The sequence below is a fragment of the Burkholderia sp. JP2-270 genome (assembly GCF_003233675.1).
In the GTDB taxonomy this organism is placed as follows: Bacteria; Pseudomonadota; Gammaproteobacteria; order Burkholderiales; family Burkholderiaceae; genus Burkholderia; species Burkholderia pyrrocinia_C.
Genome location: NZ_CP029824.1, coordinates 1,217,116 through 1,231,110, shown reverse-complemented (window position 1 = coordinate 1,231,110; position 13,995 = coordinate 1,217,116). Strand labels below are relative to the sequence as shown.

The 13,995-nt window shown below is 66.8% G+C and carries 15 protein-coding genes and 1 tRNA gene; 11 read left to right on the top strand and 5 right to left on the bottom strand.

From position 1 onward, the window contains the following. Nucleotides 1-59: 59 nt before the first annotated feature. A complete protein-coding gene (rapZ, locus tag DM992_RS05910; protein WP_111016079.1) occupies nt 60-968 on the top strand; it encodes an RNase adapter RapZ in 909 nt (302 codons plus the stop codon). A gap of 27 nt (nt 969-995) precedes the next feature. Next, the gene (locus DM992_RS05905; RefSeq protein WP_111016078.1) at nt 996-1,631 is read left to right on the top strand and encodes an LON peptidase substrate-binding domain-containing protein; all 636 of its coding nucleotides are present in this window, start codon (nt 996-998) and stop codon (nt 1,629-1,631) included. Nucleotides 1,632-1,728: 97 nt separating this feature from the next. On the opposite strand, the gene mutY is transcribed toward DM992_RS05905, so the two are convergent. Together mutY and mutM are read right to left on the bottom strand one after the other, a co-directional pair. Beyond that, a complete protein-coding gene (gene mutY / locus DM992_RS05900; RefSeq protein ID WP_111016077.1) occupies nt 1,729-2,835 on the bottom strand; it encodes an A/G-specific adenine glycosylase in 1,107 nt (368 codons plus the stop codon). A gap of 24 nt (nt 2,836-2,859) precedes the next feature. Then, on the bottom strand, nt 2,860-3,687 hold the full coding sequence (gene mutM, locus DM992_RS05895; protein ID WP_111016076.1) for a bifunctional DNA-formamidopyrimidine glycosylase/DNA-(apurinic or apyrimidinic site) lyase: 828 nt from the start codon (nt 3,685-3,687) through the stop codon (nt 2,860-2,862). A gap of 86 nt (nt 3,688-3,773) precedes the next feature. On the opposite strand from mutM, the gene DM992_RS05890 reads away from it, so the two are divergent. The 8 genes from DM992_RS05890 (at nt 3,774) to hisC (ending at nt 10,936) form a co-directional block, all read left to right on the top strand. Then, nucleotides 3,774-5,597: a tetratricopeptide repeat protein gene (locus DM992_RS05890; RefSeq protein WP_111016075.1), complete on the top strand. Its 1,824-nt coding sequence runs from the start codon at nt 3,774-3,776 to the stop codon at nt 5,595-5,597. After that, nucleotides 5,597-6,217: a lipoprotein insertase outer membrane protein LolB gene (gene lolB, locus DM992_RS05885; protein WP_111016074.1), complete on the top strand. Its 621-nt coding sequence runs from the start codon at nt 5,597-5,599 to the stop codon at nt 6,215-6,217. The genes DM992_RS05890 and lolB overlap by 1 nt, the downstream gene beginning before the upstream one ends. A gap of 28 nt (nt 6,218-6,245) precedes the next feature. Continuing rightward, nucleotides 6,246-7,127, top strand: coding sequence for a 4-(cytidine 5'-diphospho)-2-C-methyl-D-erythritol kinase (gene ispE / locus DM992_RS05880; RefSeq protein WP_111016073.1), 882 nt, complete (start codon nt 6,246-6,248; stop codon nt 7,125-7,127). Nucleotides 7,128-7,182: 55 nt separating this feature from the next. Beyond that, a tRNA-Gln gene (locus DM992_RS05875) sits at nt 7,183-7,259 on the top strand. 44 nt (nt 7,260-7,303) lie between these two features. Next, a complete protein-coding gene (locus DM992_RS05870) occupies nt 7,304-8,260 on the top strand; it encodes a ribose-phosphate pyrophosphokinase (protein ID WP_034179069.1) in 957 nt (318 codons plus the stop codon). Between the two features lie 161 nt (nt 8,261-8,421). Continuing rightward, nucleotides 8,422-9,030, top strand: coding sequence for a 50S ribosomal protein L25/general stress protein Ctc (locus DM992_RS05865; protein ID WP_034179070.1), 609 nt, complete (start codon nt 8,422-8,424; stop codon nt 9,028-9,030). A 120-nt stretch (nt 9,031-9,150) separates the two neighbouring features. Next, on the top strand, nt 9,151-9,750 hold the full coding sequence (gene pth / locus DM992_RS05860) for an aminoacyl-tRNA hydrolase (protein ID WP_034179071.1): 600 nt from the start codon (nt 9,151-9,153) through the stop codon (nt 9,748-9,750). Nucleotides 9,751-9,868: 118 nt separating this feature from the next. Then, nucleotides 9,869-10,936, top strand: coding sequence for a histidinol-phosphate transaminase (gene hisC / locus DM992_RS05855; protein ID WP_111016072.1), 1,068 nt, complete (start codon nt 9,869-9,871; stop codon nt 10,934-10,936). 81 nt (nt 10,937-11,017) lie between these two features. On the opposite strand, the gene DM992_RS05850 is transcribed toward hisC, so the two are convergent. The 3 genes from DM992_RS05850 to rsmD form a co-directional block, all read right to left on the bottom strand. Further along, complete coding sequence (locus DM992_RS05850; protein WP_111016071.1) at nt 11,018-11,284, bottom strand: YfhL family 4Fe-4S dicluster ferredoxin; 267 nt, start codon at nt 11,282-11,284, stop codon at nt 11,018-11,020. A gap of 59 nt (nt 11,285-11,343) precedes the next feature. Then, nucleotides 11,344-11,841 (bottom strand): pantetheine-phosphate adenylyltransferase, encoded by a 498-nt coding sequence (gene coaD, locus DM992_RS05845; protein ID WP_006398238.1) that lies wholly within the window; start codon nt 11,839-11,841, stop codon nt 11,344-11,346. Between the two features lie 111 nt (nt 11,842-11,952). Next, complete coding sequence (gene rsmD, locus DM992_RS05840; RefSeq protein ID WP_111016070.1) at nt 11,953-12,567, bottom strand: 16S rRNA (guanine(966)-N(2))-methyltransferase RsmD; 615 nt, start codon at nt 12,565-12,567, stop codon at nt 11,953-11,955. Nucleotides 12,568-12,783: 216 nt separating this feature from the next. Here rsmD and ftsY point away from each other — a divergent pair, with 216 nt between their 5' ends. Next, a complete protein-coding gene (gene ftsY / locus DM992_RS05835) occupies nt 12,784-13,938 on the top strand; it encodes a signal recognition particle-docking protein FtsY (protein WP_111016069.1) in 1,155 nt (384 codons plus the stop codon). Nucleotides 13,939-13,995 lie beyond the last annotated feature (57 nt).

Sequence of the window (13,995 nt, the reverse complement as noted above, 5' to 3'; positions counted from 1 at the left end):
GCGCAACGCCGACGCGTCGAGCCGGTGCTATGATGAAACGTCAGGATTCTCTGCTTCCCATGCGCATCGTCCTTATCACCGGCATCTCCGGCTCAGGCAAATCCGTCGCGCTGAACGCGCTCGAAGACGCAGGCTATTACTGCGTCGACAACCTGCCGCCGCATGTGCTCCCCGAACTCGCCCGCTACCTCGCCGAGGAAGGCAAGCGCCTGCTCGCGGTCGCGATCGACGCGCGCTCGAGCGCATCGCTCGACGAAATGCCCGGCCTGATCCGCGAGCTGTCGCGCGATCACGACGTGCGCGTGCTGTTCCTCAACGCAAGCACCCAGGCGCTGATCCAGCGCTTCTCAGAAACGCGCCGCCGCCATCCGCTGTCCGGCTCGCTGTCGCACGATGCGGACGTAGGCCTGCTGTCGTCGCTCGAGGAAGCGATCGAGCGCGAACGCGACCTCGTCGCGCCGCTCGCCGAGTTCGGCCACCAGATCGATACGAGCACGCTGCGCGCGAACGTGCTGCGCACGTGGGTCAAGCGCTTCATCGAGCAGAAGAACAACGACCTGATGGTGATGTTCGAGTCGTTCGGCTTCAAGCGCGGCGTACCGCTCGACGCCGACCTGATGTTCGACGTGCGCGCGCTGCCGAATCCGTACTACGACCACGAGTTGCGCCCGCTCACCGGGCTCGACCAGCCGGTCATCGCCTTTCTCGACGCACAGCCGATCGTCCACCAGATGATCGACGACATCCATGCGTTCCTGTTGAAATGGCTGCCGCACTTTCGCGATGACAACCGCAGCTACCTGACCGTCGCCATCGGCTGCACCGGCGGCCAGCATCGCTCGGTGTTCATCGCGGAAACGCTCGCCGCGCGCCTCGCGCACGAGGCGAACGTGATCGTGCGGCATCGTGACGCGCCAGTGGATGTCGACGCGTCGTCGCGGCTCGTCTCCGAGGTCGACCGACCCTAGCGACACCCGCCCCTTCGTCAGCGCGCCATGTCCTCCCTATCGACTACCCTGATCGACCTGCCGCTGTTTCCGCTGCACACGGTGCTGTTTCCGGGGGGGCTGCTCCCGCTCAAGGTGTTCGAGGCACGCTACCTCGACATGTCCCGCGCGTGCCTGCGCGACGACGCGCCGTTCGGCGTGTGCCTGCTGAAGAGCGGGCCCGAAGTCGCACAGGACGGCGCCGTGTCGGTGCCCGAAACCATCGGCTGCATGGCACGCATCACCGAGTGCGATACCGGCGAATTCGGGATGCTGTACCTGCAGGCGGTCGGCACGCAGCGTTTCGAACTGCTGTCGTATCGCGTCGAAGGCAACGGGCTGCTGGTCGGCATCGCGGAGCCGCTGCCCGACGACATCCCGCTTGAGGGCGAGCAGGCGCTCGCGCAGTTCGGCTCGTGCGCCGAGGTGCTGGAGCGCATCATCGACGCGCTGAAGAAATCCGAGCCGGGCAAGCTGCCGTTCGGCGAACCGTTCCGCCTCGACGATCCGAGCTGGGTGTCGAACCGCCTCGCGGAATTGCTGCCGCTCGACCTACGCGCGCGGCAAAAGCTGATGGAGTTTCCGGACGTCGGCGCGCGCATCGACGCCGTGCACCACGTGCTCGACCGGCACGGCTGGCTGTAGGCGCCTCCCTCCGGGCGGGGCGTCCTTCGGTGCGGAAAGCCCGGACGGCCCGGCGTTTTCTCGAGCGCGCGGTCTGCGCCGCGCCCTTTCCTCTTCGTTACAGCAGCGGCCCGCTCAGTGCATCGAGCAGCTTGCGCACGGGCGCCGGCACGCCGTACGCATCGAGCCGGCTCAGCGGCACCCACGCGGTCTCAGCGTCCCGTGCCTGCGACGGCAGGCCGCCGCCGTCCGCCATATCGCTCAGCCGCGGCTCGATCTCGAGCCGGAAATGCGTGAACGTATGCGTGAACGGCGCAAGCGGCACCGGGCCGCCGCCGCCGAAGCCCTGCGCAAGCTCCGCGAGCGCCGCGTCGCCGTCGGCTTGCGGCAGGCTCCACAGGCCGCCCCAGATGCCGGCCGGCGGCCGCCGCTCGAGCAGCACGGCGTCGCCATCGCGCAGCACGAGCATCCAGGTCTTGCGCGTCGGCACGGCCTTCTTCGGCCGCGCGGCCGGCAATTCGCGCTGCCGACCCGTCGATTGCGCGACGCAGTCGCCCGCGAACGGGCAACGCGCGCAATCGGGCTTGCCGCGCACGCACAGTGTCGCGCCGAGATCCATCAGCCCCTGCGTATAGGCGCTCACGTCCGCCGCATGCGCGGCGTCGGGCAACAGCGATTCGGCGAGCGCCCACATGTCGTTCTCGACGCGCTTCTCGCCCGGAAAGCCCTCGACGCCGAACACCCGTGCGAGCACGCGCTTCACGTTGCCGTCGAGGATCGTCGCGCGCGCGCCGTACGCGAACGACGCGATCGCCGCGGCCGTCGAACGGCCGATGCCCGGCAGTTCGGCCAGCGCGTCGGGTGTCGCCGGAAACGCACCGCCGTGCTCGGCGACGACGGCCTGCGCGCAGCGGTGCAGGTTGCGCGCGCGCGAGTAGTAGCCGAGCCCCGCCCACAGCGCCATCACGTCGTCGACCGGCACGGCCGCGAGCGCGGCGACGTCGGGGCAGCGTTCGAGAAAGCGCGCGTAATACGGGATGACGGTCGACACCTGGGTCTGTTGCAGCATGATTTCCGACAGCCAGATCCGGTACGGATCGCGGGTGTTCTGCCACGGCAGGTCGTGGCGGCCGTGCTCGCGCTGCCACGCGATCAGGCGCGTGGCGAACGTGCGGTGCAGCGGCGTGACGGGGAACGGAGCGGGGGCGATGCGGGGCGGCTTCAAGTTATCTAATCGCGGAAAAAGGTTTCAACGCTGGCAGGTCGCACAGAAATAGGTCGACCGCTGGCCCTGCACGATCTGGCGGATCGGCGTGCCGCATATGCGGCAAGGCTGGCCGGCACGGTCGTAGACGAAGCAGTCGAGCTGGAAATAACCGCTTTCGCCGTTGCTGCCGACGAAATCGCGCAGCGTGCTGCCGCCGCGTTCGATCGCATCGGCGAGCGTCGCGCGCACCGCGTCGGCGAGTCGCTCGTAGCGCGGCAGCGACACCTTGCCGGCGGCCGTCGTCGGCCGGATGCCGGCGCGAAACAGGCTCTCCGACGCATAGATGTTGCCGACGCCGACGACCATGTCGCCCGCGAGCAGCGCCTGCTTGACCGACACCGTGCGGCCGCGCGTGCGCGCGTGCAGCAGCGCACCGGTGAACGCCGGCGAGAACGGCTCGACGCCGAGGCTCGCGAGAAGCGGATGCATATGCACGTCGCCCGCTTCGCGCGGGTGCCACAGCACGGCGCCGAAGCGGCGCGGATCGCGGAACCGCAGTACGAATTCGTCGAAGATCCAGTCGATATGGTCGTGCTTCGCGGCAACGGGCACGCCGGCCGCGGGCAGCACGCGCAGCGTGCCCGTCATGCCAAGATGGACGATGAACCAGCCCGCGTCGACCTCGAACAGCAGGTACTTGCCGCGACGCTCGACCGCGAGCACCTCGCGCGCGCGCAACTGCTCGGCGAGCCCCGCCGGCACGGGCCAGCGCAGCATCGCGGTACGGACGTCGACACGCTCGACGCGGCGGCCCGCGACAAAGGGCTCGATGCCCCGGCGCGTGACTTCGACTTCTGGCAACTCTGGCATGTTAAGCGGGTCTGAGACTGGATTCACGATCGTGCGTGTATTGTAGCGAGCGCGTTACAATCGGTTGAAACATCGAACGGATTTCCATGACTCTGCCCTCGAAGCTGCTTCAGAAGCGCCCCGCCGCCGCGCGCGGCGCGCGCGCCTTCCCGGTCCGTCGTGCACTCGGCGCTGCGCTGTTTGCCGCCTGGACCCTCACCGCCTTCCCGGCTCACGCGCAGGATCCGGCATCGGACGACGCGGAGCCGCAGGGCGCGTTCGAGCATGTGATGCCGGATGAGCAGAAGAATCTCCCCGGTGTCCCGCTGACGAGCCAGATCGTCTACCAGGTGCTCGCCGCCGAGGTCGCGCTCCAGCGCAACCAGCCGGCGCCGGCGTACCAGACCTACCTCGCGCTCGCCCGCGACACGCGCGATCCGCGCATGGCGCAGCGTGCGACCGAGATCGCGCTCGGCGCGCAGAGCCCGGCCGACGCGCTGTCCGCCGCGAACCTGTGGCGCCAGTACGCACCGGATTCGAACCGGGCGTCGCAGGTCGACGCCGCGCTGCTGGTGCTCGCCGGCAAGCCGGCCGACGCGCAGCCGATGCTTGCGCGCGAGCTGGCCCGCGCAACCGGAGAGACGCGCGGGCCCGCGATCCTCGCGCTGCAGGCGCTGCTCGTGCGCGGCTCCGACCGCGTCGGCGGCCTCGCGGTGCTGAAGGACATGCTGAAGAACGACATGAACCGGCCCGAGGCGCAGCTCGCGATCGCGCGGCAGCAGCTCGCGGTCGACGACAAGGACGGCGCCGCGCAATCGCTGAAGCGGGCGCTGCAGCTCCGTCCCGACTACCTGCCGGCGGCCCTGATGCTGTCGCAGATGGGGCCGGCGGAACGCGCGGCGGGCATCGCGTCGTTCGAGAAATATGTTCAGCAGAATCCGAAGTCGCGCGACGCGCGGCTCGCGCTGTCGCAGCTCTACCTCGCCGACGATCGCCTCGACGACGCGCAGAAGCAGTTCGAGACGATGCGCAAGCTCGACTCGAAGGATCCGACGCCGCTGATGGCGCTCGCGCTGATCAAGATTCAGCAGAAGAAACTCGACGAAGCGACCGCCTACCTGAAGCAGTACGTGCAGCTCGGCGACAAGCAGCAGAACCTCGACGTCGGCCAGGGCTACATCTACCTCGCGCAGATCGCGATCGACCAGAACAACGATGCGCAGGCGTCGCAATGGCTCGACAAGGTCGACCAGACGAGCCAGCACTATCTCCCCGCGCAGATCACGCGCGCGCAGCTGCTGCAGAAACAGGGCAAGACCGACGAGGCGCGCAAGGTGCTCGACGACCTGCCGATCACGGATCCGCGCGACGCGGCCGTGGTCGCGCGCACCGACGCGTCGATCCTGTTCACCGCGAAGCGCTATCCGGAAGCCGAGGCACGGCTCGGGCAGGCGGTCCAGGACTTCCCGGACGATCCCGACCTGCGCTACGACTACGCGATGGCGGCCGAAAAGACCGGCCACTACACGACGATGGAAAAGCAGCTGCGCGAGCTGATCCGCACGCAGCCCGACAACCCGCAGGCGTACAACGCGCTCGGCTATTCGCTTGCCGACCGCAACCAGCGCCTGCCCGAAGCCAGCAAGCTGATCGACAAGGCGATGACGCTCGCGCCGAACGATGCCTACATCATGGACAGCCTCGGCTGGGTGAAGTACCGGATGGGCGACACGGCCGGCGCGGCGAAGGTCCTGCGGCACGCGTACGAACTGCAGCCGAACGCCGAAATCGGCGCGCACCTCGGCGAAGTGCTGTGGAAGAGCGGCGCGCAGGACGACGCGCGTTCCGCGTGGCGTGCCGCGCAAAAGCTCGAGCCCGACAACGAAACGCTCGTGCAGACGCTGAAGCGCCTGCAGATCAACGGCCTCTGATGCAGATGTTCCCGATGCTTTCCCTGTCCTCCCGCGCGCAGCGCACGCTGGCCGCGGCCGGCGCGGCGCTCGCGCTCGCCGGCTGCGCGAGCACGCCGCCGTCGGCAAGCGCACCGACGGGCGCGGTGCTGCAGACCGCCGCGACGCACGCTTACCATGGCCGCTTCGCGGTGCAGTACGACGACCGTCTCGGCAAGCAGCAGAACGTGTACGGCAACTTCGACTGGCAGGAGCACGGCGACGACGTGTCGCTCGAGCTGCGCAGCCCGCTCGGCCAGACGCTCGCGGTCGTGAAATCGACGCCGCAGGCGGCGTCGCTCGAGCTGCCGAACCGTCCGACGCAATTTGCGACGGACGTCGGCGACCTGATGCAGCGAACGCTCGGCTTCGCACTGCCGCTCGCGGGCCTGCGCTACTGGCTGCTGCCGACACCCGCGCCCGCGACGCCGGCGGAGACGGTACGCGATCCGGCCGACGACACGCACGTCAAGCAGATCCGCCAGGACGGCTGGACGATCGACTATCTTGCCTACGCTGACGCTCCGGCCACGGGCGTCAAACGCGTCAACCTCGTGCGCGCGACACCGCCGCTCGACATCAAGCTCGTGCTCGATCAGTGAAGCACGAGCGCCTAGCCCCGACATACGCATGACCGATTCGACCCGCTCGCTGCGCAACTGCCTTGCGCCCGCGAAACTCAACCTGTTCCTGCACATCACCGGCCGCCGCCCCAACGGCTATCACGATCTGCAGAGCGTGTTCCAGCTGCTGAACTGGGGCGACACGCTGCACTTCACGCTGCGCGACGACGGCCGCGTTGCGCGTGTCACCGACGTGCCCGGCGTGCCCGAGGAAAGCGATCTCGTCGTGCGTGCAGCCAACCTGCTGAAGGCGCACACGGGCGCCGCGTTCGGCGTCGACATCGAGATCGACAAGTGCCTGCCGATGGGCGCCGGCCTCGGCGGCGGCAGCTCCGACGCGGCAACGACGCTGCTCGCGCTGAACCGCCTGTGGCAACTCGACCTGCCGCGCACGGAGCTTCAGTCGCTCGCGGTGAAACTCGGCGCAGACGTCCCGTTTTTTATTTTTGGAAAAAATGCGTTCGCAGAGGGTATCGGAGAAGAATTAGCTGAGGTAGAATTGCCGACTCGCTGGTTCTTGGTTGTGACGCCACGCGTTCATGTCCCGACCGCTGAAATATTTTCAGATGAGTTGTTGACAAGAGATTCGAAGCCCGTCACAATTGCTGACTTTCTTGCACAGCAAAACAGCGATGCGGGATGGCCAGACAGCTTCGGCCGGAACGATATGCAGCAAGTTGTGACAAGTAAGTACGCGGAAGTTGCGCAGGTGGTCAAATGGTTGTATGATGTGACCCCCGCGAGGATGACCGGCTCCGGAGCAAGCGTGTTTGCAGCGTTTCGCAGCAAGCATGAGGCAGAAGCGGCGAAAGCCAGACTGCCCGCCAGTTGGAACGGCGCAGTTGCCGAGAGTCTGAACGAGCATCCGCTCTTCGCTTTCGCGTCATGAAGTTTTACTTTGCCGGATGGCCTACACGAGTCCGGTGAAGTTATCAGTTAAGTGTAGGGGAGTCGCCAAGTTGGTCAAGGCACCGGATTTTGATTCCGGCATGCGAGGGTTCGAGTCCTTCCTCCCCTGCCAAAAATTTTCCCGCATTTCCCGCCTAAGCCTGAAGCAGGTGCACGATGAGCAGCCATGACGGCCTGATGGTTTTTACTGGCAACGCGAATCCCGCGCTCGCCCAGGAAGTCGTCAACATTCTTGGAATCCCCCTCGGCAAAGCAATGGTCAGCCGTTTCTCCGACGGCGAGATCCAGGTCGAGATCCAGGAAAACGTGCGTGGCAAGGACGTCTTCGTCCTGCAATCCACGTGCGCGCCGGCGAACGACAATCTGATGGAACTGATGATCATGGTCGACGCGCTCAAGCGCGCATCGGCCGGCCGGATCACTGCAGCCATCCCCTACTTCGGCTACGCCCGTCAGGATCGCCGCCCGCGTTCGGCGCGCGTCGCGATCTCGGCGAAGGTCGTCGCGAACATGCTGGAAATCGCCGGCGTCGAGCGGATCATCACGATGGATCTGCACGCCGACCAGATTCAAGGCTTCTTCGACATCCCGGTCGACAACATCTACGCAACGCCGATCCTGCTGGGCGACCTGCGCAAGCAGAACTACTCGGATCTGCTCGTCGTGTCGCCGGACGTCGGCGGCGTGGTACGTGCCCGGGCACTCGCGAAGCAGCTCAACTGCGATCTCGCGATCATCGACAAGCGTCGTCCGAAGGCGAACGTCGCCGAAGTGATGAACATCATCGGTGAAGTCGAAGGCCGCACCTGCGTGATCATGGACGACATGGTCGATACGGCCGGCACGCTCTGCAAGGCCGCGCAAGTGTTGAAGGACCGCGGTGCGAAGCAGGTGTTCGCATACGCGACGCACCCCGTGCTGTCGGGCGGCGCCGCCGACCGCATCGCCGCATCGGCGCTCGACGAGTTGGTCGTCACCGATACGATCCCGCTGTCGGCCGAATCGCTGGCGTGCTCGAAGATCCGCTCGCTGACGAGCGCGAGCCTGCTGGCAGAGACGTTCTCGCGGATCCGCCGCGGCGATTCGGTGATGTCGCTGTTCGCGGAATCCTGATCGCGAGTCGACACAACAAAGCATGCGCAGAAAGCGAAGCGGCAACGCTTCGCTTTTTGCACAATCGGACGGGATAGACGAAACCCCGGCCGTTTCATCGGGGGCCGCCGTTTGACGGCCCCGTTTTACTGCCTGGTCGCGGGCAGCCATTGGAGAATCACATGAAAGTCGTCGCTTTCGAGCGCCAACAGCAAGGTACGGGTGCGAGCCGCCGCCTGCGCAACGCCGGTAAGACCACGGGTATCGTTTACGGTGGCGAAGCAGCCCCGCAAAAGATCGAACTCGATCACAACGCCCTGTGGCACGCGCTGAAGAAGGAAGCCTTCCACTCGTCGATCCTCGACCTCGAAGTGGCCGGCCAGTCGCAGCAGGTTCTGCTGCGCGACGTGCAATACCACCCGTTCAAGCAACTGGTGCTGCACGTGGACTTCCAGCGCGTTGACGCGAAGAAGAAGCTGCACACGAAGGTGCCGCTGCACTTCCTGAACGCTGAAGTCAGCCCGGCCGTGAAGCTGTCGAGCGCGGTCGTTTCGCACGTCGCGACGGAAATCGAAATCGAGTGCCTGCCGGCTGCGCTGCCGGAGTTCCTCGAAGTCGACCTGTCGAAGATCGAAGCCGGTCAGTCGCTGCACGCGAAGGACATCGCGCTGCCGAAGGGCGTCGCGCTGGTCGCGCACATCGATGCGGAAAACCCGGTTGTCGCATCGGCGACGGTCCCGGCTGGTGCCGTGTCGGACGCAGCAGGCGAAGGCGAAACGCCGGCTGCCTAAGCGGCTGCCTACGCGCCCGATCGATCCGTTTCACGAAACGGTCGACGCAACCCGCCGCGGCTTGCCCGGCGGGTTTTTCTTTTTCTGCGCCCAGGCGGCAGCCGCCGCCTTCGAAACGTCATGATCAAACTGATCGTCGGCCTCGGCAATCCCGGGGCGGAATACACCGCGACGCGCCACAACGCCGGCTTCTGGCTGATCGACCAGCTCGCCCGCGAAGCAGGCACGACGCTGCGCGACGAGCGCCGCTTCCACGGCTTCTACGCGAAAGCGCGCCTGCACGGCGAGGAAGTCCACCTGCTCGAGCCGCAGACCTACATGAACCGCTCCGGCCAGTCGGTCGTCGCGCTCGCGCAATTCTTCAAGATCCTGCCCGACCAGATTCTCGTCGCGCACGACGAGCTCGACCTGCCGCCCGGCACCGTGAAGCTGAAGCTCGGCGGCGGCAGCGGCGGCCACAACGGCCTCAAGGACATCTCCGCGCACCTGTCGACGCAGCATTACTGGCGACTGCGGATCGGCATCGGCCATCCGCGCGACCTGATTCCGGAAAGCGCGCGCGCGGGCGCGAAGCCCGACGTCGCGAACTTCGTGCTGAAGCCGCCGCGCCGCGAGGAACAGGACGTGATCGACGCGTCGATCGAACGCGCGCTCGCCGTGATGCCGATGGTCGTCAAGGGCGAACTCGACCGCGCGACGATGCAACTGCATCGCAACTGACCGCACATCGCACCGGCCCGGTGCATCGGGCCGTCCGGCGCCGCCGGGCGGCACCGCCCTCCCCACCTTGACGCGCACATGCGGTAATCTCGTCGTTTTGCCCGACAGGAGCCAAGCGGTGAGCCGTTACTGGAGCGACGTCGTTCAGCAACTCGTGCCTTACGTGCCGGGCGAACAGCCCGCGCTCGCGCACCCCGTCAAGCTGAACACCAACGAGAATCCCTATCCGCCGTCGCCGCGCGTCGTCGCGGCGATCGCACGCGAACTCGGCGAGACCGGCGACACGCTGCGCCGCTATCCGGATCCGGTCGCGCGCGCGCTGCGCGAGACGGTCGCGGCCCATCACCGCATCAAGCCAGAACAGGTGTTCGTCGGCAACGGCTCCGACGAGGTGCTCGCGCACACGTTCCAGGCGCTGCTGAAGCACGACCGGCCGCTGCGGTTTCCCGACATCACGTACAGCTTCTATCCGACCTACGCTCGCCTGTACGGCGTACAGACCACGGTCGTGCCGCTCGCGGACGACTTCTCGATCCGCGTCGAAGACTATCTCGACGACGCCGGCGGCGTGCTGTTTCCGAACCCGAATGCGCCGACCGGGCGCGCGCTGCCGCTCGCGGATGTCGAGCGGATCGCAGCCGCGAATCCGTCGTCGGTCGTCGTGATCGACGAGGCCTATGTCGATTTCGGCGCGCAGTCCGCGATTACGCTGATCGACCGCCATCCGAACCTGCTTGTCGTGCACACGACGTCGAAGGCGCGCTCTCTCGCGGGCATGCGCGTCGGCTTTGCGTTCGGCGATGCGGCACTGATCGACGCGCTGAACCGCGTGAAGGACAGCTTCAACTCCTATCCGCTCGACCGGCTCGCGCAGGTCGCCGCGCAGGCCGCGTACGAGGACACCGACTATTTCGACGCGACCTGCCGGCGCGTGATCGACAGCCGGACGCGGCTCACGCACGCGCTCGACACGCTCGGCTTCGACGTCGTGCCGTCAGCCGCGAATTTCGTGTTCGCGCGCCATCCCGCGCACGATGCGGGCGCGATTGCGGCAAAGCTGAAGGAACGGGAAATTTTCGTGCGGCACTTCCGGCTGCCGCGGATCGACCAGCATCTGCGCATCACCGTCGGCACCGACGCCGAATGCGACGCGCTCGTCGCGGCGCTGCGCGAGCTGCTTGTCTAACGAAGAACCGGCGCCGGACGGCGCCGCTCGGGAAGCGTGTCGCGTGCGCCGATAAACCAAAGCGCGCGCGTCACCGCAGGGTCACGACGCGTCGTCGCCCTTCCCGGCGATCAACGCATGATACTTCTCCATCAATTGCGCGTGCGATTCGTCATGCTGCGGATCGCGCGGAATGCATTCGACCGGACACACCTGCTGGCACTGCGGTTCGTCGAAATGGCCGACGCACTCGGTGCACTTGCTGGGGTCGATCACGTAGATGTCCGGGCCCATCGAAATCGCGCCGTTCGGGCACTCGGGCTCGCACACGTCGCAATTGATGCACTCGTCGGTAATCATCAAAGCCATACTGATCTCACTTCTTCAGGCCGGCGGCCGGCTTCGCAACGAAACCGGCCGGCGCCGCGTCACGCGGCAGGGCCTCCCATCGCAGCGACTTTCTCGGTCAGCCACTTCTCGACGGACGGGAACACGAACTTGCTGACATCGCCGCCCAACTGCGCGATTTCGCGCACGATCGTCCCCGAGATGAACTGGTACTGATCGGACGGCGTCATGAACATCGTCTCGACGTCGGGCAGCAGATAGCGGTTCATCCCCGCCATCTGGAACTCATACTCGAAATCGGACACGGCGCGCAGGCCGCGCACGATCACGCGTGCGTTGTTGGTGCGGACAAAGTCCTTCAGAAGGCCTTTGAAACCCATCACCTTCACGTTCGGATAATGGCCGAGCACCTCGTTCGCAATCTTCAGACGTTCTTCCAGCGAGAAGAACGGCTTTTTCGCGCGGCTGTCGGCGACGCCGACCACCAGCGTATCAAAAATGCTCGACGCACGCCGCACGAGGTCTTCGTGCCCGCGCGTCAGCGGATCGAACGTACCGGGATACACGGCGACTACCATGTCGCTCCTCCTGTCATCACGCAAACGGGGAGGCAGCCGTGCGACACGCACGCCGCTGCCGAGATGGGCATGCGTCGCCTTTGCGGCGCGCCGCCTCGTATGGAACGCGCATTATTCATCATTTTCGCGCCGCAGCAAATGATAGTGAACCGCACCCGCCTTGCCGTGCTTCACGACCTGCCAGCCCGCGAGCGCGTCGTGCGCGGCCGGATCGAGTTCCGCCCCCGTCTCGACGTACAACGCGCCGTCCGCCGCGACGAGCGGCGCCGACAGCGCGATCGCGCGCTCCAGCGCGGCCGGATCGCCGAACGGTGGATCGAGAAACACGATATCGAACGCGCCCGGCGCGAGCCCGGCCGCGAGCCGCAGCGCATCGGCCTCCGCGACCTCGACCGTGCGGGCACCGAGCTTGTCCTTGATCGCACGCAGTTGCTGCGCGGCGCGCGGATGGCGCTCGACCATCACGACGCTCGCCGCGCCGCGCGACGCGGCCTCGAAGCCGAGCGCGCCGGTGCCCGCGAACAGGTCAAGGCAGCGCCGGCCTTCGAGATCCTGACCGAGCCAGTTGAACAGCGTCTCGCGCACGCGATCTGGCGTCGGCCGCAGGCCGTCGAGATCGAGCACCGCGAGCGGCGTGCGTTTCCAGTCGCCGCCGATGATGCGGATCGTGTGCGGCTTGCCGCGGCCAGGGGGGGCCGCCGGGCGGCCGGAAGAGGAACGGGACATACGGAATATAGGCAACGGAGGGAGCGGACGCGCACCGGGGCGCATCGCCAAACAGGCGCACGTTACCACAGCGGCGACGCGCACTGACGCGAGCGCCACGCCGCACTGATAAAATGCACGGTTTCGGCCGCCGTGCGCCGCGCCCGCGCGAACGCAAAACGGCCCGTCCGGCGCCCCGCTCCTGGCGGCGGCCCACCCTCTTCCCGACGTCAGACCATGTTCAGCTTCTTCAAACGATTCAAGAAAACGCAGGAGCCCGATCCCGCGGAATCGCAATCGGCCGACGCGTCGCAAACGGACGAGCCGTCCGATGCGCCCACGCTTGAGGCTCCGCTCGCGGCCGACGTGCCGCAGGCGCCCGTGCAACCGGCCGCGCCGGCCGTCGTGATGACGGTCACGCCGACCAACGACGGTCGCGACGAAGTCGTCGAGACGGTCGAGATCGTCCCGCCGCCGCTGCAGGACGCATCCGCGAAGAAATCGTGGCTTGCGCGCCTGAAAACGGGGCTCGCGAAAACGGGCTCCAGCATCACCGGCGTATTCGTCAACACGAAGATCGACGAGGATTTGTACGAGGAGCTCGAAACCGCGCTGCTGATGTCCGATGCGGGCGTCGACGCGACCGAGTACCTGCTCGACGCACTGCGCGAAAAGGTGCGCACCGGCCGGCTGACCGACCCGCAGCAGGTGAAGAGTGCGCTGCACGACCTGCTCGTCGAGCTGCTGAAGCCGCTCGAGAAATCGCTGATGCTCGGCCGCGCGCAGCCGCTCGTGATGATGATCACCGGCGTGAACGGCGCGGGCAAGACGACCAGCATCGGCAAGCTCGCGAAGCATCTGCAGAGCTTCGACCAGTCGGTGCTGCTGGCCGCGGGCGACACGTTCCGTGCGGCCGCGCGCGAACAGCTGGCGGTCTGGGGCGAGCGCAACAACGTGACGGTCGTGCAGCAGGAAAGCGGCGATCCGGCCGCGGTGATCTTCGACGCGGTCAGCGCCGCGCGCGCGCGCAAGATCGACGTGATGATGGCCGACACGGCCGGCCGCCTGCCGACGCAGCTCCACCTGATGGAAGAGCTGAAGAAGGTAAAGCGCGTGATCTCGAAGGCGCACGACGGCTCGCCGCACGAAGTGCTGCTGGTGATCGACGCGAACACCGGCCAGAACGCGCTCACGCAGGTGAAGGCATTCGACGACGCGCTCGGCCTCACGGGCCTCATCGTCACGAAGCTCGACGGCACCGCGAAGGGCGGGATTCTCGCCGCGATCGCGCGGCAGCGCCCGGTGCCCGTCTACTTCATCGGCGTCGGCGAAAAGGTCGAGGACCTGCAGCCGTTCAGCGCCGTGGAATTCGCGGACGCGCTGCTCGGCTGAACGCCGCCGGCCCGCATCGCCCAGGGCGCCTTCGGGCGCCCTTTTTCATGCGCGCCC

What these genes read in the sequence shown, in the direction of transcription:
- DM992_RS05870 (WP_034179069.1), top strand. Translation starts at nt 7,304, where the DNA reads ATGAGCAGCCATGACGGCCTGATGGTTTTTACTGGCAACGCGAATCCC.
- ispE (WP_111016073.1), top strand. Translation starts at nt 6,246, where the DNA reads ATGACCGATTCGACCCGCTCGCTGCGCAACTGCCTTGCGCCCGCGAAA.
- DM992_RS05890 (WP_111016075.1), top strand. Translation starts at nt 3,774, where the DNA reads ATGACTCTGCCCTCGAAGCTGCTTCAGAAGCGCCCCGCCGCCGCGCGC.
- DM992_RS05850 (WP_111016071.1), bottom strand. Translation starts at nt 11,284, where the DNA reads ATGGCTTTGATGATTACCGACGAGTGCATCAATTGCGACGTGTGCGAG.
- rsmD (WP_111016070.1), bottom strand. Translation starts at nt 12,567, where the DNA reads ATGTCCCGTTCCTCTTCCGGCCGCCCGGCGGCCCCCCCTGGCCGCGGC.
- rapZ (WP_111016079.1), top strand. Translation starts at nt 60, where the DNA reads ATGCGCATCGTCCTTATCACCGGCATCTCCGGCTCAGGCAAATCCGTC.
- ftsY (WP_111016069.1), top strand. Translation starts at nt 12,784, where the DNA reads ATGTTCAGCTTCTTCAAACGATTCAAGAAAACGCAGGAGCCCGATCCC.
- DM992_RS05865 (WP_034179070.1), top strand. Translation starts at nt 8,422, where the DNA reads ATGAAAGTCGTCGCTTTCGAGCGCCAACAGCAAGGTACGGGTGCGAGC.
- coaD (WP_006398238.1), bottom strand. Translation starts at nt 11,841, where the DNA reads ATGGTAGTCGCCGTGTATCCCGGTACGTTCGATCCGCTGACGCGCGGG.
- DM992_RS05905 (WP_111016078.1), top strand. Translation starts at nt 996, where the DNA reads ATGTCCTCCCTATCGACTACCCTGATCGACCTGCCGCTGTTTCCGCTG.
- mutM (WP_111016076.1), bottom strand. Translation starts at nt 3,687, where the DNA reads ATGCCAGAGTTGCCAGAAGTCGAAGTCACGCGCCGGGGCATCGAGCCC.
- pth (WP_034179071.1), top strand. Translation starts at nt 9,151, where the DNA reads ATGATCAAACTGATCGTCGGCCTCGGCAATCCCGGGGCGGAATACACC.
- lolB (WP_111016074.1), top strand. Translation starts at nt 5,597, where the DNA reads ATGCAGATGTTCCCGATGCTTTCCCTGTCCTCCCGCGCGCAGCGCACG.